The organism is Aestuariimicrobium ganziense, assembly GCF_015352975.1.
GTDB classification, from domain to species: domain Bacteria; phylum Actinomycetota; class Actinomycetes; order Propionibacteriales; family Propionibacteriaceae; genus Aestuariimicrobium; species Aestuariimicrobium ganziense.
In genome coordinates this window covers 121,975-143,565 of the sequence record NZ_JACYIZ010000004.1, presented here as the reverse complement: position 1 = coordinate 143,565, position 21,591 = coordinate 121,975, and the positions used below count along the sequence as shown (strand labels likewise).

At 68.1% G+C, this 21,591-nt stretch carries 21 protein-coding genes; 14 read left to right on the top strand and 7 right to left on the bottom strand.

Annotated elements, in window-relative coordinates; genetic code table 11:
- Positions 1-5 precede the first annotated feature (5 nt).
- Both IE660_RS08825 and IE660_RS08820 read left to right on the top strand, forming a co-directional pair.
- Positions 6-680, top strand: coding sequence for an acylneuraminate cytidylyltransferase family protein (locus tag IE660_RS08825; protein WP_203567993.1), 675 nt, complete (start codon positions 6-8; stop codon positions 678-680).
- A gap of 94 nt (positions 681-774) precedes the next feature.
- Positions 775-2,193, top strand: a complete 1,419-nt coding sequence (locus IE660_RS08820) for a sugar transferase (RefSeq protein ID WP_328701908.1) — start codon at positions 775-777, stop codon at positions 2,191-2,193.
- 10 nt (positions 2,194-2,203) lie between these two features.
- Here the strand turns inward: IE660_RS08820 and IE660_RS08815 are convergent, their stop codons facing one another.
- From IE660_RS08815 to rfbA, 3 genes are all read right to left on the bottom strand, one after another.
- Positions 2,204-3,043, bottom strand: coding sequence for a glycosyltransferase family protein (locus IE660_RS08815; RefSeq protein WP_203567992.1), 840 nt, complete (start codon positions 3,041-3,043; stop codon positions 2,204-2,206).
- 215 nt (positions 3,044-3,258) lie between these two features.
- Entirely contained in the window at positions 3,259-4,590 is a 1,332-nt protein-coding gene (locus IE660_RS08810; protein WP_203567991.1) for a hypothetical protein, read from the bottom strand.
- Positions 4,578-5,450, bottom strand: a complete 873-nt coding sequence (rfbA, locus tag IE660_RS08805) for a glucose-1-phosphate thymidylyltransferase RfbA (protein ID WP_203567990.1) — start codon at positions 5,448-5,450, stop codon at positions 4,578-4,580. The genes IE660_RS08810 and rfbA overlap by 13 nt, the downstream gene beginning before the upstream one ends.
- A 95-nt stretch (positions 5,451-5,545) precedes the next feature.
- Here rfbA and rfbB point away from each other — a divergent pair, with 95 nt between their 5' ends.
- The 7 genes from rfbB to IE660_RS08770 are packed head-to-tail and all read left to right on the top strand — an operon-like array spanning position 5,546 to position 10,589.
- A complete protein-coding gene (rfbB, locus tag IE660_RS08800) occupies positions 5,546-6,544 on the top strand; it encodes a dTDP-glucose 4,6-dehydratase (protein ID WP_203567989.1) in 999 nt (332 codons plus the stop codon).
- On the top strand, positions 6,544-7,923 hold the full coding sequence (locus IE660_RS08795) for a sugar nucleotide-binding protein (RefSeq protein WP_203567988.1): 1,380 nt from the start codon (positions 6,544-6,546) through the stop codon (positions 7,921-7,923). The genes rfbB and IE660_RS08795 overlap by 1 nt, the downstream gene beginning before the upstream one ends.
- Positions 7,920-8,819: a nucleotidyltransferase family protein gene (locus IE660_RS08790; protein ID WP_203567987.1), complete on the top strand. Its 900-nt coding sequence runs from the start codon at positions 7,920-7,922 to the stop codon at positions 8,817-8,819. The genes IE660_RS08795 and IE660_RS08790 overlap by 4 nt, the downstream gene beginning before the upstream one ends.
- Positions 8,816-9,076, top strand: coding sequence for a PqqD family protein (locus tag IE660_RS08785; RefSeq protein ID WP_203567986.1), 261 nt, complete (start codon positions 8,816-8,818; stop codon positions 9,074-9,076). The genes IE660_RS08790 and IE660_RS08785 overlap by 4 nt, the downstream gene beginning before the upstream one ends.
- On the top strand, positions 9,069-9,608 hold the full coding sequence (locus IE660_RS08780) for an arsenate reductase/protein-tyrosine-phosphatase family protein (RefSeq protein WP_203567985.1): 540 nt from the start codon (positions 9,069-9,071) through the stop codon (positions 9,606-9,608). The genes IE660_RS08785 and IE660_RS08780 overlap by 8 nt, the downstream gene beginning before the upstream one ends.
- 1 nt (position 9,609) lies before the next feature.
- On the top strand, positions 9,610-10,326 hold the full coding sequence (locus IE660_RS08775; RefSeq protein WP_203567984.1) for a hypothetical protein: 717 nt from the start codon (positions 9,610-9,612) through the stop codon (positions 10,324-10,326).
- The gene (locus tag IE660_RS08770; protein WP_203567983.1) at positions 10,323-10,589 is read left to right on the top strand and encodes a hypothetical protein; all 267 of its coding nucleotides are present in this window, start codon (positions 10,323-10,325) and stop codon (positions 10,587-10,589) included. The genes IE660_RS08775 and IE660_RS08770 overlap by 4 nt, the downstream gene beginning before the upstream one ends.
- Here IE660_RS08770 and IE660_RS08765 read toward each other — a convergent pair.
- A complete protein-coding gene (locus IE660_RS08765; RefSeq protein WP_203567982.1) occupies positions 10,580-11,602 on the bottom strand; it encodes a MauE/DoxX family redox-associated membrane protein in 1,023 nt (340 codons plus the stop codon). The two genes, IE660_RS08770 and IE660_RS08765, sit on opposite strands and share 10 nt — an antisense overlap.
- A gap of 298 nt (positions 11,603-11,900) precedes the next feature.
- Between IE660_RS08765 and IE660_RS08760 the strand changes: the two genes are divergently transcribed.
- On the top strand, positions 11,901-14,714 hold the full coding sequence (locus tag IE660_RS08760) for an MGH1-like glycoside hydrolase domain-containing protein (protein ID WP_203567981.1): 2,814 nt from the start codon (positions 11,901-11,903) through the stop codon (positions 14,712-14,714).
- A 42-nt stretch (positions 14,715-14,756) separates the two neighbouring features.
- On the opposite strand, the gene IE660_RS08755 is transcribed toward IE660_RS08760, so the two are convergent.
- Entirely contained in the window at positions 14,757-16,736 is a 1,980-nt protein-coding gene (locus tag IE660_RS08755) for a heavy metal translocating P-type ATPase (RefSeq protein WP_203567980.1), read from the bottom strand.
- Positions 16,737-16,785: 49 nt separating this feature from the next.
- The gene (locus tag IE660_RS08750) at positions 16,786-17,004 is read right to left on the bottom strand and encodes a heavy-metal-associated domain-containing protein (protein ID WP_203567979.1); all 219 of its coding nucleotides are present in this window, start codon (positions 17,002-17,004) and stop codon (positions 16,786-16,788) included.
- 201 nt (positions 17,005-17,205) lie between these two features.
- Here IE660_RS08750 and IE660_RS08745 point away from each other — a divergent pair, with 201 nt between their 5' ends.
- The 3 genes from IE660_RS08745 (at position 17,206) to IE660_RS08735 (ending at position 18,744) form a co-directional block, all read left to right on the top strand.
- On the top strand, positions 17,206-17,913 hold the full coding sequence (locus IE660_RS08745) for a Crp/Fnr family transcriptional regulator (protein WP_328701906.1): 708 nt from the start codon (positions 17,206-17,208) through the stop codon (positions 17,911-17,913).
- A 211-nt stretch (positions 17,914-18,124) separates the two neighbouring features.
- Positions 18,125-18,355, top strand: a complete 231-nt coding sequence (locus IE660_RS08740) for a DUF6498-containing protein (protein ID WP_203567978.1) — start codon at positions 18,125-18,127, stop codon at positions 18,353-18,355.
- A 98-nt stretch (positions 18,356-18,453) separates the two neighbouring features.
- Positions 18,454-18,744 (top strand): hypothetical protein, encoded by a 291-nt coding sequence (locus tag IE660_RS08735; RefSeq protein ID WP_203567977.1) that lies wholly within the window; start codon positions 18,454-18,456, stop codon positions 18,742-18,744.
- A 55-nt stretch (positions 18,745-18,799) separates the two neighbouring features.
- On the opposite strand, the gene IE660_RS08730 is transcribed toward IE660_RS08735, so the two are convergent.
- Complete coding sequence (locus tag IE660_RS08730; protein ID WP_203567976.1) at positions 18,800-21,100, bottom strand: family 78 glycoside hydrolase catalytic domain; 2,301 nt, start codon at positions 21,098-21,100, stop codon at positions 18,800-18,802.
- A 295-nt stretch (positions 21,101-21,395) separates the two neighbouring features.
- Here IE660_RS08730 and IE660_RS08725 point away from each other — a divergent pair, with 295 nt between their 5' ends.
- Positions 21,396-21,587, top strand: coding sequence for a hypothetical protein (locus IE660_RS08725; RefSeq protein ID WP_203567975.1), 192 nt, complete (start codon positions 21,396-21,398; stop codon positions 21,585-21,587).
- Positions 21,588-21,591: the final 4 nt, after the last annotated feature.

The following is a 21,591-nucleotide window of genomic DNA, read 5'->3' as shown; positions in this document are numbered from 1 at the left end:
CGGCCATGCTGGCAGTCATCCCGGCTCGGGGCGGGTCGAAGGGCATTCCGCGCAAGAACCTGCTGCAGGTGGGTGGCAAGCCGCTGATCGTCTGGACGATCGAGCAGGCGCTGGCCGTGCCGTCTCTGACCGTGGTGGTCTCGACCGATGACGACGAGATCGCTGCTGTCTCAGCCGCAGCAGGGGCAAGGATCGTCCACCGCCCGGCCGACCTGGCCAGGGACGAGACCCCCACCGAACCCGTGGTGCTGCATGCCATGGATGCCTGCCCCGAGGCGTCCGCAGACGCGGTGATGCTGCTGCAGGCCACCTCGCCGGTGAGGCTACCTGGCACCCTGCAGCGCGCGGTCGACGAGTTCACCGAGGCTGGCCACGACTCGACCGTCGGGGTCGTCCCGAACCCGCCGTTCCTGTGGACCCACGACGGACCGGACGCACAGGCCCTCTGGGACGTCGCCCATCGCCCTCGCCGCCAGGACCTTCGCCGTGACCAGTTGCGCTACCGCGAGACCGGTTCGGTCTACGTGACACGCTCCTGGGTCTACCGCGAACTGGGCAACCGACTCGGTGGCCGGATCGGCCTGTTCGTGATGGACGAGCGCGAGGGAATCGACATCGACACCCTGCACGACCTCAACCTCGCCGACAGTTGGCTGGTCAACAATGCCACGAGCAACTGATGACCCCTGTCACGAGCTGACCGACTCGCCTGACAACCCGGCCTCGAGCGACGACAATGGCTGGGCGATCTGGCCCAGAATGGAGCCAGCCCGGGTGATCGGGGGACACGACGTGAGGCGGCGCTATCGGCTCGTGCTGCTCGTCGCTGATCTGGTGATGATCGCCGTGGCCCTCACGCTGGCCACACTCTTCCGGTTCTGGCTACCCCTGAAGACCACTCCCGGCGACCTGAACCGCCTGCTCGTCCCCACACTGCCGTGGATCGGGTTGGGCTGGATGCTGGCCCTCTACCTGGGCGGCGCCTATCGCCATCGTCGGTGGGGCGCCGGCCTCGAGGAGTACCGCCAAGTGGCGAACGCGACGGTCATCTACGTGTTGACCATCGGGCTGGGCGCCTACCTGTTCGAGTACCCCTTGTCGCGCGGCTTCTTGGCCATCCTCTTCGCAATCAGCGCGCCCCTGCTGTGTCTGGGACGCCTGTTGGCCCGACGAGCCCTGCAGCACTTGCGCAGCGCTGGACGCTACTGCACCCGCACGCTGGTCGCCGGTGACCCGGGCCCGGTCGCCGACCTGATCGGCGTCCTTCGTCGCGAGACCTGGCTGGGTTACGCCCCCGTGGGGGTCGCCACCCACGCAACTGGTGTGAATGAGGTCGCTGGTGCCACCGTCGTCGGCAGCCCCGACGACATCCTCAGCGCGCTTCAAGCGGCACGGGCCGGCACAGTCATCTTCACCACAGGGTCAGTGCATCGCGGCCGTGACTTCAACGAGATGGCGCGCACGCTCGAGAGGCACCACGCCGAGATGGTGGTCGTCCCCGCACTCAGCGAGATCTCGGCCCAGCGGATCGCGGTGACCCCGGTCGGCGGGCTGCCCCTGATGCACGTCGGCAAGCCGCAGGCCGAGCGCTCGCTGCGCTACACCAAGCGGCTCTTCGACATCGCCGCCTCAGGCGTACTCCTGGTGCTCTTCTCGCCACTGCTGCTGGTGGTGTCGCTGGCGATCCGAGGCCAGGACGGGGGCAGCGTGCTGTTCCGGCAGATGCGCGTGGGTCGAGGCGGCGAACCCTTCGCCCTTCTCAAGTTCCGGTCGATGGTGATGAACGCCGAACTGCTGCGTCGAACCGAGTTGGAGGATCAGAACGAGGTCGACGGACAACTGTTCAAGATCAAGGATGACCCTCGCATCACCAAGCTCGGTCGGTTCATCCGGAGGTACTCGATCGACGAACTGCCCCAGTTGGTGAACGTGCTACGCGGCGAGATGAGTCTGGTCGGGCCCCGTCCGGCACTACCGGAAGAGGTCGCCGGGTACGCATCACACGTCCGCCGCCGGCTCGACGTGCGACCCGGCATGACTGGCCTGTGGCAGGTGTCGGGACGTTCCGACCTCAGCTGGGACGACGCCGTGCGCCTCGACCTCTACTACGTCGACAACTGGTCACTGTTGCAGGACATCGTGATTCTGTTCCGCACGGTTCGGGCGGTCTTCCAAGCCAGCGGCGCGTACTGATCCGGGCGGTTCAGCGGTCGTTCCGGGCTCTCCACGCCTGGTACTTCCGGTAGTACGGCCGAAGTCGAGCCTTCAGTCCTGACGTGGCCACCACCTTGCGATTGCGCACGGCATAGCTGACCGGCCCCAAGGGCGAACGCACCTTCACGCTGAACTTGTCGAGCAACTCGTCGGGGACGAGTTCCTGACCGATGCCCCACTCTTTGGCGAACCGGGCAACACCCCACTCCTTGTCGGGGTACCCGCAGAAGTGCATGACGAAGGCATCCGACAGCGAGTGCTCGTAGTAGTGGCCGCGCGAGTTGAGTTCGCGGTGGCCCACCACGTCGACCTGGTCGATCAGGCCGGTCGAGTACAGGTACCAGGTCACGATGTCCTGATCTCCGGCCGTGAAGATGCCGTGCTCGGCGGGATCCCACCAGTTCTTGGCCAACTCGAGATTGTGGTCGCCGATGCTGCCGAGCAACTCGCGTGATCGGGGGTCGTGGCGCAAGGCGAACACACCGGTGTTGAGCGTCGACCAGAAGCCGTTGGGCTCGAGCGGGCCTTCCGCGATCACCATGAACTTGCCCGCAGCCTCGGCAGCGGCGATCAGGTCTCGGAAGCCGTCGCGCTCGAAGTCGGTGATGTAGGCATCGTCATCGATCCAGACCAACCAGTCGTAGTTGGGCAGCAGCCGCTCGACGATCCGTGTCTTGTAGAAGAACTTGTTGGTGATGCCCTCGTCGAGGCCACACTCCACCCGGTAGTCGAGGCCGTGCAGCCTGGCGTACACCGTGTGGTTGACGTAGCTCCGCAGCCGGATCTCGTCAGCTCCCGACACCAGACCGATACTCAACTGTCTCCCCATGCTAGGAGCGTAGAGGACAGGTCCGGCGGCTACTGCGAGTGCACGCCGACTCGGAAAAGAGCAGGCTGAACGGAGCTGAGCACCTCGGTTTGCGCGCCCTCCTGTGTGCCGGTAGCTCGATGGATCGCTGTTGGTACATCGCAAGCCAGGAACTCCACCTCGTCCGCGACGGCGCACAGCGACAGGGTGTGCCCCCTTGCCCACAAACTCGTAGGTCACCGATCAAGGTGGGAGCAAGCCACCTGGGAAGCCCAGTCGGTTGCCGCGCCTTGCGGGCTGAACTCGAGCCTGGCTACTGCTGTACCGCCATGGCAAGCGGCCTCGGCCTGCGCCAGTGACTGTGGCCAGGTGGGACCTTGAGCTTTGGTCGCATCCCCTCGGAAGTCCGCCGCGACGGCAAGTGCCAGCCCCACAACCAAGCCGACAGCCAGCCAGCGTCGCCAGTCTCCTAGCACAAATATGCTCGAACTGATCAGCATGATGCCCGGGATCACAAGCAGTGAAGCTGCCAAGGAGTAGCGACCAGGCTGCCCAACCGCATACCAATTGTCCAGGCTGATGAGTTCGGCCGTTGTCTGAGTTAGGGTCGCGAGGAGAGCGATGAGCCCCAAAGCGCCGAAGACCCAGCCCAGCCTCACAGCAGGTTCAGCCCAGCGGCCCCACGACATGACGATGAGTACCGCTACCACGGCTAGGCCAACGAGTGCGTACCCGCGCCCCATCACCTGCATGCTCAACATCGAGAGGTTCTGCCCAAACTCCGAGGCTGCCATGCCGCGGATCATCAACTGGTCGATCGCATCCCCAGGGTGGCGGACGAAATAGCCAGCACCCAGCACTTCGCCGCGATCAGACGGTCTGACTACCAGCGTCATGTTCACAACAATCAGCACAATGGACGTCACCGGTAGGAGTCTGCTCCACCTCGTCGCCTTCCACCCGGCGTACAGCAACACAGGGAGAGCCACAAGAGTCAGCGGCTCCGAGAACACCGCGAGCACCATCACCACGCCCAACCCGACCGCCGACCATGGCCCGGGGGGGCGGGCCAGCGCCACCAACACCGTCGCCACGATCATGTACCAGCGCAGATTGGTAAGGTTCCCCAGGACCTCCTGAGAACCGATCGGCGCGAACAGAAGTACGGCCGATGCGCTCAAGGCTGCCCAGCGCACCACTTCCCAGCGCCGTAAAACGTGGTAACTGAAGAGGGCCAACAGGGTCTTCACAACTCCGGCGGCAATGGCAACGTAGACGGCGAAGAATTCGAGTGGTAGGGCAGAGACTCCGATGGCGGTGATGAGGCGAGGAAGCAAGTGGGTGTAGCCCGAGTAGAGATGGAAGCAACTCGTCCACCCGTACGACAAGAAGTCGGTCAGGAAGACTAGGCCATCCTCCTTGTGCAGGTACCGCACAGTCCAAACCCGCGGGCGGGGAATCAGTTGCCACACGAAACCCACAAATAGCGTGAGAGTGACGATGCGACGCCACGCGAGGTCCGACAAGGCACGCTCGCGGGAGCGGCTCCGACGGTCTATGCCCTCCACTGAACCAGCCTGCGCAGATAGGCGCCATACCCCGACTTCTCGTACCGTTGTGCTCGCTCAAGCAGTTCGTGGTCCGACAGGAAGCCTCGACGCCAAGCTGCCTCTTCAGGGCAGCCAACCTGAAGGCCCTGGCGTGCCTGAAGTGTTCGAACAAAGTTGCTCGCGTCATTGAGTGAGTCGAAAGTGCCGGTGTCCAGCCACGCCGTGCCGCGCGGAAGAAGATCGACGTGCAGCTTGCCACGCTCCAGATAGGTGCGGTTCACGTCGGTGATCTCGAGTTCACCGCGCGGCGAGGGCTTGAGGTTGGCTGCGATCTCGACCACGTCTGAGTCGTAGAAGTAGAGCCCAGGCACTGCCCAGTGCGACTTGGGATGCTCCGGCTTCTCCTCGATCGAGAGCGCGAGCCCACTGGCGTCCACCTCGACCACCCCGTAGGCGCTCGGGTCGAGCACCTGGTAGCCGAAGACCAGCGCCCCATCCACCGAGTCGGCGCGCTGCTTCAGGCGAGTGCCCAGCCCCGAGCCGGAGAAGATGTTGTCACCCAGGATCAGGCAGGACGGTTGCCCATCGACGAAGTCTGCTCCGATGGTGAAGGCTTGAGCGAGGCCCTTGGGCTCGGGCTGCACCGCGAAGGTGAACTCCACCCCGAACTGCTCGCCGTCGCCCAGCAGGTGCTGGAAGGCGACCGCCTCGTGCGGCGTGGTGATCACGAGGATCTCCCTGATGCCAGCAAAGATCAGCGTGGTCAACGGGTAGTAGATCATCGGCTTGTCATAGACCGGCATGAGCTGTTTGCTGGTGCCCAAGGTGATTGGGTGCAGCCTCGAACCGGTTCCGCCGGCCAGAATGATGCCTCGCATGCCACCACTGTGGCAGAGCATCACGCGAAGGGGGGCTGTCAGCGCAGGTTGCACGACCCGTGCCCCCCGCGGGTCGTCCCGATAGTCTGACCCACGTGACGACCCTCCTCGTGACCGGCGGGGCCGGCTTCATCGGCAGCAACTTCGCGCGCTGGGTGTTGGACCACACCGACGCCGGCGTGACCGTGCTCGACGCCCTCACCTATGCCGGCAACCGGGCCAACCTCGACGGACTTGACCCAGCCCGCCTCAACTTCGTCCACGGGTCGATCGCCGACCCCGCCCTGCTCGACGACCTGGTCGCCGACCACGACGTCGTGGTCCACTTCGCCGCAGAGTCGCACAACGACAACTCCCTCGACGGGCCGGCGATCTTCGTCGAGACCAACATCGTGGGCACCTACCACGTGCTGCAGGCGGTGCGTCAGCACGGCAAGCGGCTGCACCACATCTCCACTGACGAGGTCTACGGCGACCTCGAACTCGACGACCCGGCCAAGTTCACCCGCACCACCCCCTACAACCCGTCGTCGCCGTACTCGGCGTCAAAGGCGGCCAGCGACCACCTCGTCCGCGCCTGGGTGCGCAGCTTCGGCGTCCAGGCCACCCTGTCGAACTGCTCCAACAACTACGGCCCCCGCCAGCACATCGAGAAGTTCATCCCCCGCCAGATCACCAACGTGATCGACGGCATCCGCCCCAAGCTCTACGGCGCCGGGCTCAACGTGCGCGACTGGATCCACGTCGACGACCACAACTCCGCACTGTGGCGCATCATCGAGGCCGGACGCATCGGCGAGACCTACCTGATCGGCGCCGACGGCGAGAAGAACAACCGCGAGATCGTCGAGCTGATCCTCGAACTGATGGGTCAGCCCACCGACGCCTACGACCACGTCAACGACCGCGCTGGCCACGACCTGCGCTACGCGATCGACGCCGCCCCGCTGCGCGACGAACTCGCCTGGAGCCCCCAGTACTCCGACATCGTCGACGGCCTGCGCTCGACCATCGACTGGTACCGCACCAACGAGGACTGGTGGCGTGGCGCCAAGCAGGCCACCGAGGCCAAGTACGCCGCCAAGGGCCAGTGATGGCCGACCTGGCGGTGCACACCACGGCGATCCCCGGCCTGCTGCTGGTCGACCTGCCGCTGCACCACGACCCCCGCGGCTGGTTCAAGGAGAACTGGCAGCGCGCCAAGATGACCGCCCTCGGCCTGCCCGACTTCGGGCCGGTGCAGCACAGCGTCGCCTGGAACTCCGCCCGTGGCGTCACCCGCGGCTTCCACGCCGAACCGTGGGACAAGTTCGTCTCGGTGGTGCACGGCCGCGTATGCGGCGCCTGGGTCGACCTGCGCGAGGGGCCCTCGTTCGGCCAGGTCGTCACCCTCGAGATGGGCACTGACAAGGCCGTCTTCGTCCCCCGCGGGGTCGGCAACGCCTACCAGACGCTCAGCGACGACACCGTCTACTCCTACCTGGTCAACGCCCACTGGTCAGCCGCCGCCAAGCAGCACTACACCTTCACCAACCTGGCACTGCCCGGTGTCGCCTGGCCGATCCCGCTCACCGACGCGGTGATCTCCGAGGCCGACGAACACCACCCGGTGCTTGCCGACGTCACTCCCGCGGCGGCCCATCGTCCGTTGGTGGTCGGTTCGGCCGGCCAGGTCGGACGAGCGCTGTGCCGGCTGCTGCCCGAGGCTGTCGGCGTCGACCGCGACGAGTTGGACATCACCGACGCCGCCAGCGTCGACGCCTTCGACTTCAGCACCACCTCGGCGATCATCAACGCCGCCGCCTTCACCGCCGTCGACGCCGCCGAGGGCGACTCCCGCGCCCAGAACTGGGCGGTCAACGCGGTCGGCCCGGCCAACCTGGCACGGGCAGCCCGAGCCCACCGGCTGCCGCTGGTGCACCTGTCGTCCGACTACGTCTTCGACGGCTCCCGCACCGAGCACGACGAGGACGAGCCGTTCTCACCGCTGGGCGCCTACGGCGCGGCCAAGGCCGCCGGAGACCTCGCAGTCGCCGGCTGGCAGCAGCACTACCTGGTGCGCACCAGTTGGGTGGTGGGCGAGGGCCACAACTTCGTTCGGACGATGGCCCGGCTCGCCCGCGAGGGAGCCAGCCCGGCTGTGGTCGACGACCAGGTCGGACGACTCAGCTTCGCCGACGACCTCGCCCGCGGCATCTTCCACCTGCTCGAGGTCGTCGCCCCGTTCGGCACCTACAACCTCACCGGCGACGGAACCCCGCAGACCTGGTTCCAGGTCGCCCGTGAGGTCTACGCGCTGGTCGGCTCCGAGGGACAGGTCAGCGCCACCGACACCGCCAGCTACGGGCAGGGACGAAGCCTCGCCCCTCGTCCCCAGCACAGCACCCTGACCCTCGACAAGATCAAGGCCACCGGCTTCGTCCCCCGCGACCAGGCCGACTCGCTGCGCGCCTACCTCCAAGACCAGCCATGAGCGCTGCCGACGTGCCGATGCCCACCCGGGTGCGGTTGATCCACGGGGTGCTGCAGCGACTGGCCGAGCAGGCCGGCGCCGACGTGCTGCACATCAAGGGGCCGGCCGTCGCGCCCGAGATCATGGGCACGAGCACCGTCCGCGACCCGATCACCCACGAAATGGTCGAGGTGGTCAACGACCGCGACAGCAGCGACGCCGACATCCTGATCCGCCCCGAACACGTCGACCGCCTGCTGGTCGTCATGCATCGGGCCGGTTGGGACTTCAAGACCTCCTTCGCGGGGTCGTCCGCGTTCGGGCATGCGATGAACGTGCACCATCCGACGATGGGCAACGCCGACCTGCACCGCCACTTCCCCGGCCTGGACCGCAAGGCCTTCGAGACCCTGTGGGCCGACCGCGGCGAGGTCGAACTCGGCCACGTCAGTTGCCCGGTGCCCTCGGTGACCGGGCAACGGCTGCTGCTGCTCGTCCACGCCGCCCGCAGCGGACCCGACCACCCCGACCGCGATCGGGCGTGGGGACGCGCCAGCGAGTACGAGCGCACCCAGGTCTCGGCCCTGGCCGAGCGGCTGCACGCCGAGGTCGGGCTGGCCGCCGCCCTGGGCAACCTGGAGCAGTACCGCACCCACCGCGAGTACCTGCTGTGGAAGAGCTTCGGCGAGCGCCACCCGAGCAGACTCGGTGAGTGGCGGGCCCGCTGGCGCGCCGCCGACGGACCGGTCGAGAAGGCCCGCGTGGTCGCCATGCTCGCCACGATGGACGCCGGGCTGCTCGAGGCCGAACTGGGACGACCACCCACCAGCCGCGACCGGGTCAAACGAGCCCTGCGCCGCTGGACCACCCTGGGTCACGAGGTCCGCGCCCTGCTGCGCCGCAGGAGGTCGCGATGAGGTGGAAGCGGCATCCGCAGACCGTCTGGGAGGTCTCGCCCGACGACGTGGTGCACGCAGTGCGCGCCGACAAGGGCGTGATCGTGGCCCTCGAGGGCTGGGGTGCGCTGATCTGGACCAGCGACGAACCCGACGTTGAGGCGTTGGTGGCCGAACTCGCCACGATCACCGGTGAGGATGCCGCCACCATCGACGCCGGAGTGCGAGACTTCCTGACCGATCTCGAACAGCGAGGGCTGGTGATGACCGATGGCTGAACCGGCGTCGATCCTGTTCGTCTGCACCGCCAACATCTGCCGCTCACCGTGGGCACAGCTTCGGGCGCAGACGCTGATGCCGCACCTGCGCTTCGAGAGCGCCGGAACGCTGGCCACCCCCGGCAACCGAATGGACCCGGTGATGGCCGCCACGCTGCCGGTCGAGTCAAGGCCTACGGCCGATGTCGCGCCGCGCGGGTCTCGTCCGATCTCCTACCTCGAAGCCCAAGACCACGACCTGATTCTCACCATGGACCGTGGGCACCGGGCCTTCCTGGCCGAGGAGTTCCCCGAGGCGATCCGCAAGACGTTCACGCTGGGGCAGTTCGTCCAGACCACCCAGTCGGCACCGCCGGGGTTGGCGCTGCCGGAGTTGGTGCGCTGGGCCTACCGCCACCGGGTTCGTCCCTCGCGCGAGACCGACGTGGCTGACCCGTTCGGGCGAGGCCGCGAGGCGGCCGAGCGCTGCGCGGTGCAACTGGAGCAACTGCTCGGGGCGCTGCGTACTGTGCTGCCCGGCGAGGAGCGCTGACGTGCTGGCGGTGCACGGGTTGGATGCCACCGTCGGGGTCGACCTGGAGGGGTCGGGGCTCGAGCGGGACGAGTTCGTGCGCTTGTGGGGGCGGTGTCACGTCGAGGACGACCAGCCCGCCAGCGTGGTCGAGGCCAAGCCCGGCGAGTCGATGGAACTGCTGACCCAGAGCATCACCCGCGGTCTGGTGACCGCCAACATCGGCCGGCTGTTGATGCTGCACGCGGGCTGTGTCGCCGATCCCAAGTCTGGACGAGCACTGGCCTACGTCGCGCCCGGCGGCACCGGCAAGTCGACCCTGACCCGGCAGCTGGGGCGGCGCTTCGGCTACGTCACCGACGAGACCGTGGGGATCGAGCCCGACACGCTGCGGATTCATCCGTACCCGAAGCCGGTCACGCTGGCGGCGAGCCCGGGCGAGGAGAAGATCGAGAACTCCCCTGATGACTTGGGGCTCTTGCCGGCGCCGGAGTCCGTTCACCTTCACCGGTTGGTGGTGTTGCGCCGGAGCGCGACGGTGACCGAGCCGACGTTCACCGATCTCGACCTGCTCGACGCGGTGGGGATGTTGGCACCCGAGACCTCGTCGCTGGCGCAGTTGGCGAAGCCGCTGCACTTGCTCGCACAGATCCACGAGCGCCTGGGCTGCACGCTGGTCGAGTACTCCGAGTCGGCCGACGTGGTCGAGTGGTGCCTGGCGCAACTGGAGGCGCCGTGATCAGGCCGGGTGAGATCGTCGACTTCTACGTGCACGGGGACGAGTCCCTGGTGCTCACCGGTCGGCAGTGCCTGCGGCTGGCCCCGATCGCCACGCTGATCATGCAGCTGATCCCGTGCTCGCGAGCCGAGCTCGAGGCGGCACTGGTCGAGCAGTTCGGGGAGCCCCCGGCGGGTGAGCTGGACAGCCAGCTGGAGGCCTTGGCGGAGCACGGGCTGCTCACCCTCGACGCTGATTGGGGGCAAGCGCCAAGTCACTCCTGACCTTGGCGGGCTTCCTCCAGCTGGGCTGCGACATCGTTCACGAGCTCACGGACGTCCTCGCCGCGCACCGGACCGCCAGCCAGCAGGTCGTCCGTGCCGAGCAGGAACGCGCTCGGGCTCGACAGCCCCATCATCCTGACCAGGCTCATCTTCGGGTCGAACAGTGCGTCGTCCAGGGTGTCGGCGACGCCGGCGACCTGCACCTCGCGGGCGGAATCCGGCTCCATCGAATACAGCACTCGTAGCGCGACGGGATCGATGGCGGTGCGCCACTGGTCCAGCTCGCCGAACACCCAGTGGCAGGTGCCGCAGCCCGGGGAGAGGTAGACGATCAGCTGGGCCTGCCGACGAGCCATGTCGCGCAGCTGCACTTCGTCACCCGACGAGTTGAGCAAGGTGGCGAACGGGATCGGCGCACGCAGGTACTCGTCCTCGTCAAGCGCGGCGGCATCGGCCACGGCCGGCTGGAACATCGACATGAAGTCAGGAGCCGGCCGGTGGACGATCAGCCCGGCCAGCACGACGGCGACCGCGACACCGAGCAACCACAGCCAGGACTCCGCCGGTGCCTGGATCAGCCGCTGAACGATCGAATCGTCCGAGGCGACGGACGCCCAGACCGCGAGCGCAGCGATCACGGCGAGGACGATGTTGCGCACCAAGGTCAGTCCGGTGACCTCGCCCATGCCCAGTTCACCGAAGCAGCCACAGCTGGGCCGCACCGGGAAGGTCAGGGCGCGAGCGATCACGATCACGTAGGCGAGCACCAGCAGCAGCGCGGCCACCGCCGCCGCGACACCGGCCCAGCCGGGCAGGACGAGCACCGCCACCGCCAGCAGCAGTTCACCGGGAGCCAGCGCCGCCGGCAGGAACGAGGTGGTCATCCAGCGCGGCATCTTGAGCTGCTGGAACGCGCTGCGGGTGGCAGTGGTGTGGCGCAGTTTGGCCAGTCCGCTGACGACGAGCACCGCCGCGATCAGCACGGAGGGCAACAGGGCGGGGCCAAGGATCACGAGAGTGAGTCTAGAGGGCTGGGCGGGGGTGCCTGGCCGGCTTCTGACAAGGATCTTTGTGAGAATGCACGGTTTGGTTCGAAAAGTCGGAACGGTTCAGCTTGGTGGGGTTGCAGTGAACCGAGCCGGATCTCGACACGTTCGCTCGTCCCTCGCGAACTACTCGACCAACCAGACAGACCCTCGCGAACTACTCGACCAACCAGGCAGACCCTCGCCTGCCACTCAGATCACCTGAAGGGGCCCCCTCGCGACCTTCTCGGCCACCGGGCCGGGATCGTCCCCCTAGGCTTGATGGATGGCCACCTTCGACGACACCGCCGAGGGGCGGCGCCTGCATGACTCCCCCACCGACGACTGTGACTGGCGGCGCTGGGGCCCCTACGTCGCCGCCCGCCAGTGGGGCACCGTGCGCGAGGACTACTCCCCCGACGGCAACGCCTGGGAGGCCTTCCCGTTCGACCAGTCCCACCAGCGCGTCTACCGCTGGGGTGAGGACGGCCTGGCCGGCCTGTGCGACCGGTTCGGCTTCGCCAACCTGGCCATCGCCTTGTGGAACGGCAACGACGACCGGCTCAAGGAGCGTCCCTTCGGGCTGACCAACCCCCAGGGCAACCACGGCGAGGACGTCAAGGAGTACTACTGGGCGCTCGACGGCACCCCCACCCACTCCTGGGCGCAGTGGCTCTACCGCTACCCCCAGGCCGCCTACCCCTACGCCGACCTGATCGAGACCAACGCCAAACGAGGCCAACTCGAGCGCGAGTACGAACTGTCCGACACCGGCGTGCTCGACGACAACCGCTTCTTCGACGTCACCGTCACCCACGCCAAGGTCACCCCGCACGACATCTGCATGGTCGTCGAGGCCACCAACCACGGCCCAGACCCCGCCCCGCTGCACCTCGTGCCGCAGTACTGGTTCCGCAACACCTGGATCTGGGGACGCGACGACCGCACCCCCACCATGGGCACCGACCCCGCCCACGACGACTGGGTCAGCGTCACCAGCGACCAGGCCTGGCTCGGTGAGTACCGGCTCGCGGCCGAAGGTCGTCCGCAGGTGCTCTTCTGCGACAACGAGACCAACGCCGAAGCCCTCTGGGGGCAGAAGAACCTCTCCCCCCACCCCAAGGACGCCATCAACCAGGCGGTCGTCGGTGACGACCCCAGCCTGCTCAACCCCGCGGGCACCGGCACCAAGATGGGCTTCTGGTACCGCTTCGACGAGGTCGCCCCGGGCGAGACGGTGAGCATCCGGCTGCGCCTCACCAAGGCCGACGAGGTCGACGACGACCCGTTCGGCGACCTCTTCGACCAGACCATCGCCGCCCGCCGCGCCGAGGCCGACGAGTTCCACGACGCGGTGCTGCCCGACGGGCTCACCGACAACGACCGGCACCTGTGCCGGCGTGCCTTCGCCGGCCTGCAGTGGGGCAAGCAGCTCTACCGCTACTCGGTCAAGGAGTGGCTCGAGGGCGATCCCGAGCAGGTCAGCCCACCCGACGTCCGCCAGGCCCAGGAACCCTGGGGGCGCAACACCCTGTGGAACAACCTCGACCTGGCCGACGTGATCTCGATGCCCGACGACTGGGAGTACCCGTGGTTCGCCGCGTGGGACCTCGCCTTCCACTGCGTCGCGCTCGCCCACGTCGACCCGGCCTTCGCCAAGAACCAGCTGATGCTGCTGTGCCGCGACTGGGCCCAGCACCCCAACGGACAGCTGCCCGCCTACGAGTGGTCGTTCAGCGACGTCAACCCGCCCGTGCACGCGTGGGCGGCGTGGATGGTCTACCTCGCCGACGGTCGTGAGGACACCGACTTCCTGTCACGGATCACCACCAAGTTGCTGCTCAACTTCGGCTGGTGGGTCAACCGCAAGGACGAGTCGGGCAACAACCTGTTCGAGGGTGGATTCCTCGGCCTCGACAACATCTCGCTGTTCGACCGCTCCGGCGACGTGCCGGCCGGCTGGCACCTCGAGCAGTCCGACGCCACCAGCTGGATGGCCTTCCACACCCTGGTGATGATGCGCATCACCCAGGAGCTGGCCCGAAGCCTGCCCGGCTGGGACGAGACCGCGACCACCTTCTTCCACCGCTTCCTGTCGATCAGCCAGGCCGTCGAGGCGTTCGGTGCCCCGCCGGTGTCGCTGTGGGACGAGGACGAGGGCTTCTTCTACGACGCGCTGGTCAACGACGAGGGCCACGTGCAACTGGTGCCGGTGCGCTCGCTGGTGGGTCTGCTGCCGCTGATGGCGGTCGCCAACTCCCAGCCCTGGATCGCCGAGGAACTGCCCGACTTCGCCCGCCGCAGGGTCTGGATGAAGGAGCATCGTCCCGACCTGATGCGCTACATGCTCACCGAGCAGACCGAGAACGGCGAGGTGCAGACCCTGTCGCTGGTCGACAACGACCGTCTGCCGCGGGTGCTCAGCCGACTGTTCGACCCCGAGGAGTTCCTGTCGCCCTACGGCATCCGCTCGCTGTCGGCCACCTACCGTGACGGGCTGGTGGTCACCCTGGTCGACCAGGAGATGGAGATGCACTACGTGCCGGGCGAGAGCGACTCGCGGCTGTTCGGCGGCAACTCCAACTGGCGCGGACCCGTCTGGTTCCCGCTGAACTGCCTGATCGTCAACGCCCTGCGCCACCGCGCCGACGGGGTCGGTGGCGACCTGATCTGGGAGTACCCGACCGGATCGGGTGAGAAGTACAACCTCGAAGAGATCGCCGACGACCTGTCGCACCGGCTGGTCGGCATGTTCCGGCCCGGACCGGACGGGCGTCGTCCCGGCACCCCGCGGGACTTCCTGTCGGGTCCGTTGTGGGACGAGCACCCGGTGTTCAGCGAGTACTTCAACGGCGACACCGGCGAGGGCCTGGGCGCCACCCACCAGACCGGCTGGACCGCGATGGTCGCCCACCTGATCATCGAGGGCAAGACCCACCGGCTGCAGCACCTGGAGGGTGAACCGGCCGAGGCCGCGGCACCGGCGCCCGCGCCGCCCGCCCCGAACCCCGAGTACCGCAGCGACGACGACCCTGACTCGGGTGAGCCTGACGAACACCGCGACGAGACCGCACCGAAGACCCCCGAGACCACGCCGTAGCGGGTCCCGGGGGCCTCAGGGTGTGTGAGCGAGCCGTGACGGTCAGCGGGTGAGCGCCACCGGTTCGTCCTGCGTCGTTTCGGGCTGACGGACGACGGCTCGTCGGCTCGGGTTCGCCTCGGTGGGCCGGTCGGGACGATGACGCAGCAGCCGCATCGCGTTGACGATCACGATCAGCACCGACGCCTCGTGGACGAGCATCCCGATCGCCATGGTGACCCCGCCGAACAGGACGCCGGCGAGCAGGGCGCCCACGGTGAGCAGGGCGATCCAGATGTTCTGGCGCATGACATTGCCGGTGCGCTTGGCGACGCCGATGGCGTGCGGAATCAGGCTCAACCGGCTGGTCATCAGGGCAATGTCGGCGGTCTCGACGGCCAGGGGTGAACCGGCCGCTCCCATCGCGATGCCGACATCGGCCAGGGCCAGGGCGGGGGCGTCATTCACGCCGTCGCCGACCATGGCCACGGTGTGGCCCTCATGCTGCAGGTCGCGCACCGCGTCCAGCTTGTCTTCGGGCAGCAGGCTGGCGCGCACGTCGTCGATGCCCACCTCGGCGGCGATCGCCCGGGCGACCCGCTCGGTGTCGCCGGTGAGCATGATCACCTTCTTGACCCCGGATCGGTGCAGGCCTGCCACCAACTCGGCGGCCTCGGGACGAATCTGGTCGGCCACGCCGATGGCGCCGATCGCCTCGTTGTCGAGCGCCACCAGCAGCGGCGTGCGTCCCTGGCCGGCCAACTGGTCGGCGGCGGCGGACGCCTCGGCACTCAGCGCGCCGACGCTGTGCAGCAGGGCAGGGTTGCCGACGGCGATCGATCGTCCGTCGCGCTCGCCCTGCCGATACTGGGAAATGACGCCCTGACCGGGCACGGTCTCGACCGCCTCGGGGACGGCCGGCACCGTGATGCCTTGGGCCTCGGCCTGCTTGAGCACCGGGGTGGCCAGCGGGTGGCTCGACCCGGCCTCGGCGCGGGCTGCCCAGGCCAGCACCTCGTCGGCGGTCCACGAGCCGAAGGCGATCAGGTCGGTCATCTCGGGACGGCCCTGGGTGATGGTCCCGGTCTTGTCGAGGGCGACCACGTTGACCTTGGCGGCGGTCTCGAGGAACTCCCCGCCCTTGATGAGCACACCGTCGCGGGCGGCTCGTCCGATGCCGGCGACCAGGGCGACCGGCACCGAGATCACCAGGGCGCCGGGGCAGCCGATGACCAGCAGGGTGAGCGCGAGTTCGATGTTGCCGGTGATCAGGCCGGCCACCAGGGCGAGCACGATGATGCCCGGGGTGTACCACTTGCTGAACTTCTCCATGAACTGCTGGGTGCGGGCCTTGGCCTCCTGGGCCTCCTCGACCCGGTGGATGATGCGGGCCAAGGTGGTGTCGGCGCCGGTGTTGGTGGTGGTGATGGTCAGGAACCCGTCGGCGAGGATGGTGCCGGCGAAGACCTTCTCGCCGGGCGCCTTCTCGACCGGGATCGACTCGCCGGTGATCGAGGCCTCGTCGACCGCTGCGTGGCCGTCGGAGACGTCGCCGTCGACCGGGATCTTGCCGCCGTGCTTGACCACGACCAGTTCGCCGGGCAACACCTCGTGGGCGGCCACCTCGACCTGCACACCGTCGCGGACAACGGTGGCCGTGGTCGGAGCGAGCTCGATCAGCCCGGCCAGCGCCGAGCGAGTCTTGGCCAAGGTGGCGTCCTCGAGGGCGTGGCCGACCGCGAACAGGAAGGTGACCGCGGCCGCCTCCCAGTACTCACCGATGGCCAGGGCGCCGATCAGGGCGACCGAGACCAGCAGGTCGATGCCGATGGTGCGCACCCGCAGGGCCTGGTAGGCGCTGCGGACGACCGGCACACCGGCCACGACCGCAGCCGCCACCATGAACACGTCGTGGGTGATCTCGGCTGTGCGGCCGGACAGCAGGTAGCCGGCCAGCCAGGACAGGACGATCAACGTGCCCGAGACCACCGGCACGGTCCAGCGCCGGTGCATGCGGGAGCGGAGGCTGTTCAGTCGTGACATCGTCGGGTTCTTCTCTTTCGCGTGTCGTGGGGGTGGGTGAGGGGAAGGGTCAGAAGGCGGAGGCGCGGGCGGTGTAGCCGGCCTTCTTGACGGCGGCGACGAGGTCGTCGGCGGAGGTCTTGTCGGTGTCATGGTCGACCTCGATCTTCGAGGTGGTGAAGTGCACCTTGGCGGTCTCGACACCGGGCAGGGTCTTCAGCGACTTCTCGATCTTGGTGACGCAGGAGGGGCAGGTGAAGCCTTCGGCGCGGAGCATCGTGCGGGTCATGATCTGTGGTCCTCTTCTCGGGGTTTGGAGGGCCTCTGGTGAGGCCGACACCTTGAAGTTACGGACTTCGCCAGATACGTTCCTTGACGTAGATCAAGTTCAGTTCGATGCCCCACAGCCCTTGGACGGTCGAGTGGTTCCCGAGGTACGAGGGAACGTGTCGAGACCGCGGCGGGGTCTCGGCAGAGAAGGGTGTTTGACGTGGTGCGACAACTCGACATCCAGCCGGTCAGGGAACATGACACCTGTGTGGCCCGGGTCCCGATCTTTCGGGACCTGACCAGGCAGCAGCAGAACGAGGTCGCGGCCTTCGCTCGTCCGATCAAGGCCGACAAGGGCGCGGTGCTGCAGACCCCGTCGGCGACCCAGAACCGGCTGATGGTGGTGCACACCGGACGGATCCGGGTGGTGCACGTGCTCGAGAACGGACGCGAGCAGGTGGTGCGGGTGCTCGAGCCCGGCGACGTGATGGGTGAGACCTCGTTCCTGTTGGGACGGCGCCCCGAGCACTTCGCCTTCGCGGACCAGCCGGTGGCGCTGTGCACCTTCGACCATGCCGACCTGGCGCGGCTGGTGTCGACCTATCCCGACATCGCGGTGCGGATGTTGCAGGCCGCGACCGAGCGGCTGCTGTCGGCCGAGCGGATGCTGGCCGCGTTCTCGAGCACCGAGGTGATGACCCGGGTGGCGGCCTACCTGCTCGACCTACCCGCGATCATGCGTGGTGGGCAAGCCCAGGTGTCTCTGCCGATGGCGAAGAAGGACGTGGCGTCCTACCTCGGGACCACCCCGGAGACACTGAGCCGCCGGCTGGCCGAGTTGGTGGACGAGGGCGTGATCGAGATGTCGGGACGACGCGGCGTCGCCATCGTCGATGTTGACCGGCTCTCGGAGTTGGCCACCCCCTGAGCAGACATGCCCCTCTCGCTGGTCGAGCGGCAGCCGAGGGACGAGGCTGCGTGTCGAGACCCAACCTTTGCCGGCGACGCGCATCCTTCGTCCCCGACGGTCACCTTGGTCGCCGACGAACACTGCATGCCGTACCCGTCGCCGACTTCAGTGACCCTCGCCGTCGCACGGTGTCCGTCGAGGTGACGCTGGCCCCCCTACCATCAGGCCCATGCCCACCCGTGTCGCCGATGCCGCCACCATCGCGTTCGTGATCTTCAGCAACATCGCGGTCGCGGTCCCCGTGCTGTTCTGGGGTGCACCGGCCGGCAACCCACTGCTGTTGCTGCTGGTCGACTCGGTGGCGGCGGGCGTCCTCACCCTGGTGGCCGTGGCCCGAGCCGAACGCCGCGGCCAGACCGGCACGCTGCCGACGATGGGACGGCTCGGACCCATCCGCTGACTGACCCTCTTCCTGGTGATCTGGTGGCTGTTGCTCGGCTTCTTCGTGGTCGCCTTCGCCTAGCCGCCGGCGTCGAGTTCACGGCCCGGCTCTGGTGGGTGCCCTTGGCGTTGGTGCTGCTGCGGCTGGCGGTGGAGGCGGTGCACCCCCGCCTCCAGGCTCTGGACGATGCCGGACGCGAGGCCGCGTCCGCCCTGTTCGGCGTGGTCATCCGCCTGGTGGTGCTGGCGGCAGCGGTCATCGTGATCGTCTGGCTGTTCCGCGACGTGGCGCCCTCGGCCTCACTGCAGGGCAACGCCGCGATCGTGCTGGGGATCTTCTTGGTGGCGAAGACCGTTGCCGAGGTGATGCTGGTGGCGCGTCCGCCGAAGGGACGAGAGGTCCGCTGACGGGGCCGCCGACCAGGAGCTGTCTCGCCACGCCCACTCGTACCTCACGGGCCACTCAACCAGCGGCAGCCAGTGATCCCTCGTGGTGGTGCTCCCCTGCTGACAGCGGCAGCGCCGTCCCATCGGGCATCACCAAGGTCGCCGTCGAGCCCTCGGGCACGGTGACATCCACCGCCAGTCGTCCATCGGCCTGCAGCCAGGCCACTCGGATCCCTGCGCGCACCAGGTCGATGCTGTCGACGCCTGCCACCGGACGCGGCGCCACCGTGAAGCGACGCCAGCCCGGAGCCTCGCGCCGAAGCCCGGCCAACTGGTCCTCGATGAAGCGGATGCCCGCCCCGTGGAAGTAGTGCGCCCGCGACCTCACCGGCTCGACCCACATCTCCAGCAGGGTCTGGTGACCTCCGGCGCGCCACACCTCCCAACTGGGCCCGGTCGGGTTGGTCGCCGCACGCAGCGCCAGGTCGGCGTGCCCTTCGCACATCAGCAACGAGTAGAAGTGCTCGCCGCCGATGCAGCCGATGTTGTGGTGGTCACCCCGCGCTTCGATGTCCGCGACCAGGTTCGCCAGCACGTCGCTGCGGACGTCGTCGGGCACCACCCGGTGGGCCAAGGCCAGCACCTGCGGGGTCTGGCGGTACTGGTCGCTGTTCTCACTGCGCGAGCGTTCTGCGTGCACCCCGGTCAGCGCGACGGACGAGTAGACGCCCTTGTCGCGATCCAGGAAGGCGGCGTTGATCGCATCGACCAGATGTCCGCGTGCTGCCTCGAATTCGTCCGCCTCGGGCGACCCCGCCAGCGCGCGTGCGGTCACGCTGAGCGCATGGGCCAGCAGGATCGACGACTCGATGCGCACGTCCTCCGGCGGCGGGCCCATCGTCCCCGGTGACAGGTAGTCGCCGAGGATGCCATAGGCCAGGCCGTCCTCGTCCAGGCGGCCGATTTCGTGGCGCAGGTAGGCCACGACTCCGTCGCGGTGCACCGGCCACAGGTCGAGTTCGTACTCGTTGACCAGCGCGTCGACCATGACCGGGTAGAGCGTGGTCCACTCCGGCGCCGGCGAGCAGGGACTGGTGTCGTAACCCCAGCCGGCCGAGGGGATGATCACCGGCAACTGACCATCCTCACGCTGGGCGTCGAGGAAGTCGTCCAACCAACTTCCCAGGTGGCGACGTAGGTCGAAGCGCGCCAGCATCGCCGCCAGGGCCACCTGCGCGTCGCCGGTCCACCCGTTCTTCTCGAAGGTGGGGGTGTCGGTCGGCACCCAGTGCAGGTTCGCCCTCACGGTGTGGACGAAGGCCTGGTGCAGCCAGGTCAGCGTCGGGTTGTCGCTGGTGAAACTGCTGGTCACCGGCACATCGGCGGTGGCGACGCAGGCGGTCACCGTCACGTCGGTGTCGACCTCGACGCCGGTGACTTCGAGGTAGCGGAACCCCTTCCAGGTGTGGCGGGCCTGCCAGGGTTGTCCGTCGAGCACGAGCCGGTCGTGCTGGAAGCGTCCGGTGCGAATGAACTTGTTCTCGCAGATCAGTCCTCCATCGTCGTCGAGGGCCTCGCCGTGGCGTACCTCGACCTCGAGGCGGCCTTCGACCAGCGGAGTGACCTCGACCCAGCCGGCGACCACGCGTCCCACATCGCCGATCCAGTGGCCGTCGGCCAGCTTGGTCCAGGTCGGGGTGATGGTCTCGACCACCCGGATCGGCTCACTCATCGCCTCGCGCAGCGGGACGCCCGAGGTGGCGACCTCGCGTGCCAGGCGCTGGTGGGTGCGACCGGCCATCGGGTGATCACCCGCAACCACGGCCGGTGTCCCGGACGAGTCGTCGAACCCGGGTTCGCGCCCGCCGGCCGGCTCGAGGGTCTGGTCGAAGTCCTCGCCCTCGTAGAGCGAGTCGAAGCGGGTGCCGCCGGTGCTGGTGCGCCACGAGTCGTCGGTGACCAGCACCTCGGTGCGGCCGTCGGCAAAGGTCAGGTGCAGTTCGGCGGTCATCCGCACGGTGTCGCGCCAGGGAGCGTTGACCCACTCCCAGACCTCGGGGGTGTGCATGTCGTAGAAGCCGCGTCCCAGGTCGGCGGCGAGCACGATCTCATCGGCGCCGGCGACCAGGTCGGTGACGTCGTCGGTGGTGGCGCGGGCGACGACCGCGTGGTTGCTCAGTCCGGGACCGAGCCGGGCGTCACTGACCGGACGACCGTTGATCGTGGCGTTGACGGTGCCCTGCGCCGACAGGTGGAGGGTCGCGTTGGTGGGGCGCTCGTCCAGGGGCCAGGCGCGGCGGAAGATCGGTGCGGCGTGCGGGTGATCGGGGTGCGGGTCAGCGGTGATCCAGGCAGCACGCCAGGTGTCAGGGAGCATGAAACCATTCAACCCGAGCGGCGGTGCAGAGATGTCGTGCACTACGGCACAGACCGCCATGACAACGGGGCTGCTTCCCCCCTTTCACGCCAATTCAGCAGGACGACCCCCGTTGGCCGGTTCGCCGCGCCCGCAGTGTCCCTCGAGCGCACCAGCCCCCGACCCAGCCGGGACCCACCACCCCACCCTCAAGGGTGGACAGCGTTCAGTCGTCCCGCCGCCCACCACCGGCCGCCGGTAGCGTTGACCAACCCCGCGGCGCAGGCTGCGGATGCTGATCACCCGAGGAGGACCCATGACTGATCCCAAGCGCGACGACACCACCAACGTCGAGGAACTCAACGACGAGGGCGTCGGCGCCACCATGGGCGCCCCCAACAGCTTCGAGCCCGAAGAGGCCCACAAGAACGTCGACCCCGACGACGCCCCCTCGCGCGAAGAGCGTGCCGAGGACGCTGAGGTCGAGGACGAGGACGCTCAGGCCTGACAGC

Bases quoted from the DNA above. Each gene is read 5' to 3' on its own strand.
- IE660_RS08825 (WP_203567993.1), top strand. From the start codon at position 6: ATGCTGGCAGTCATCCCGGCTCGGGGCGGGTCGAAGGGCATTCCGCGC.
- IE660_RS08815 (WP_203567992.1), bottom strand. From the start codon at position 3,043: ATGGGGAGACAGTTGAGTATCGGTCTGGTGTCGGGAGCTGACGAGATC.
- rfbA (WP_203567990.1), bottom strand. From the start codon at position 5,450: ATGCGAGGCATCATTCTGGCCGGCGGAACCGGTTCGAGGCTGCACCCA.
- IE660_RS08795 (WP_203567988.1), top strand. From the start codon at position 6,544: ATGGCCGACCTGGCGGTGCACACCACGGCGATCCCCGGCCTGCTGCTG.
- IE660_RS08790 (WP_203567987.1), top strand. From the start codon at position 7,920: ATGAGCGCTGCCGACGTGCCGATGCCCACCCGGGTGCGGTTGATCCAC.
- IE660_RS08785 (WP_203567986.1), top strand. From the start codon at position 8,816: ATGAGGTGGAAGCGGCATCCGCAGACCGTCTGGGAGGTCTCGCCCGAC.
- IE660_RS08780 (WP_203567985.1), top strand. From the start codon at position 9,069: ATGGCTGAACCGGCGTCGATCCTGTTCGTCTGCACCGCCAACATCTGC.
- IE660_RS08760 (WP_203567981.1), top strand. From the start codon at position 11,901: ATGGCCACCTTCGACGACACCGCCGAGGGGCGGCGCCTGCATGACTCC.
- IE660_RS08755 (WP_203567980.1), bottom strand. From the start codon at position 16,736: ATGTCACGACTGAACAGCCTCCGCTCCCGCATGCACCGGCGCTGGACC.
- IE660_RS08750 (WP_203567979.1), bottom strand. From the start codon at position 17,004: ATGACCCGCACGATGCTCCGCGCCGAAGGCTTCACCTGCCCCTCCTGC.
- IE660_RS08740 (WP_203567978.1), top strand. From the start codon at position 18,125: ATGCCCACCCGTGTCGCCGATGCCGCCACCATCGCGTTCGTGATCTTC.
- IE660_RS08730 (WP_203567976.1), bottom strand. From the start codon at position 21,100: ATGCTCCCTGACACCTGGCGTGCTGCCTGGATCACCGCTGACCCGCAC.
- IE660_RS08725 (WP_203567975.1), top strand. From the start codon at position 21,396: ATGACTGATCCCAAGCGCGACGACACCACCAACGTCGAGGAACTCAAC.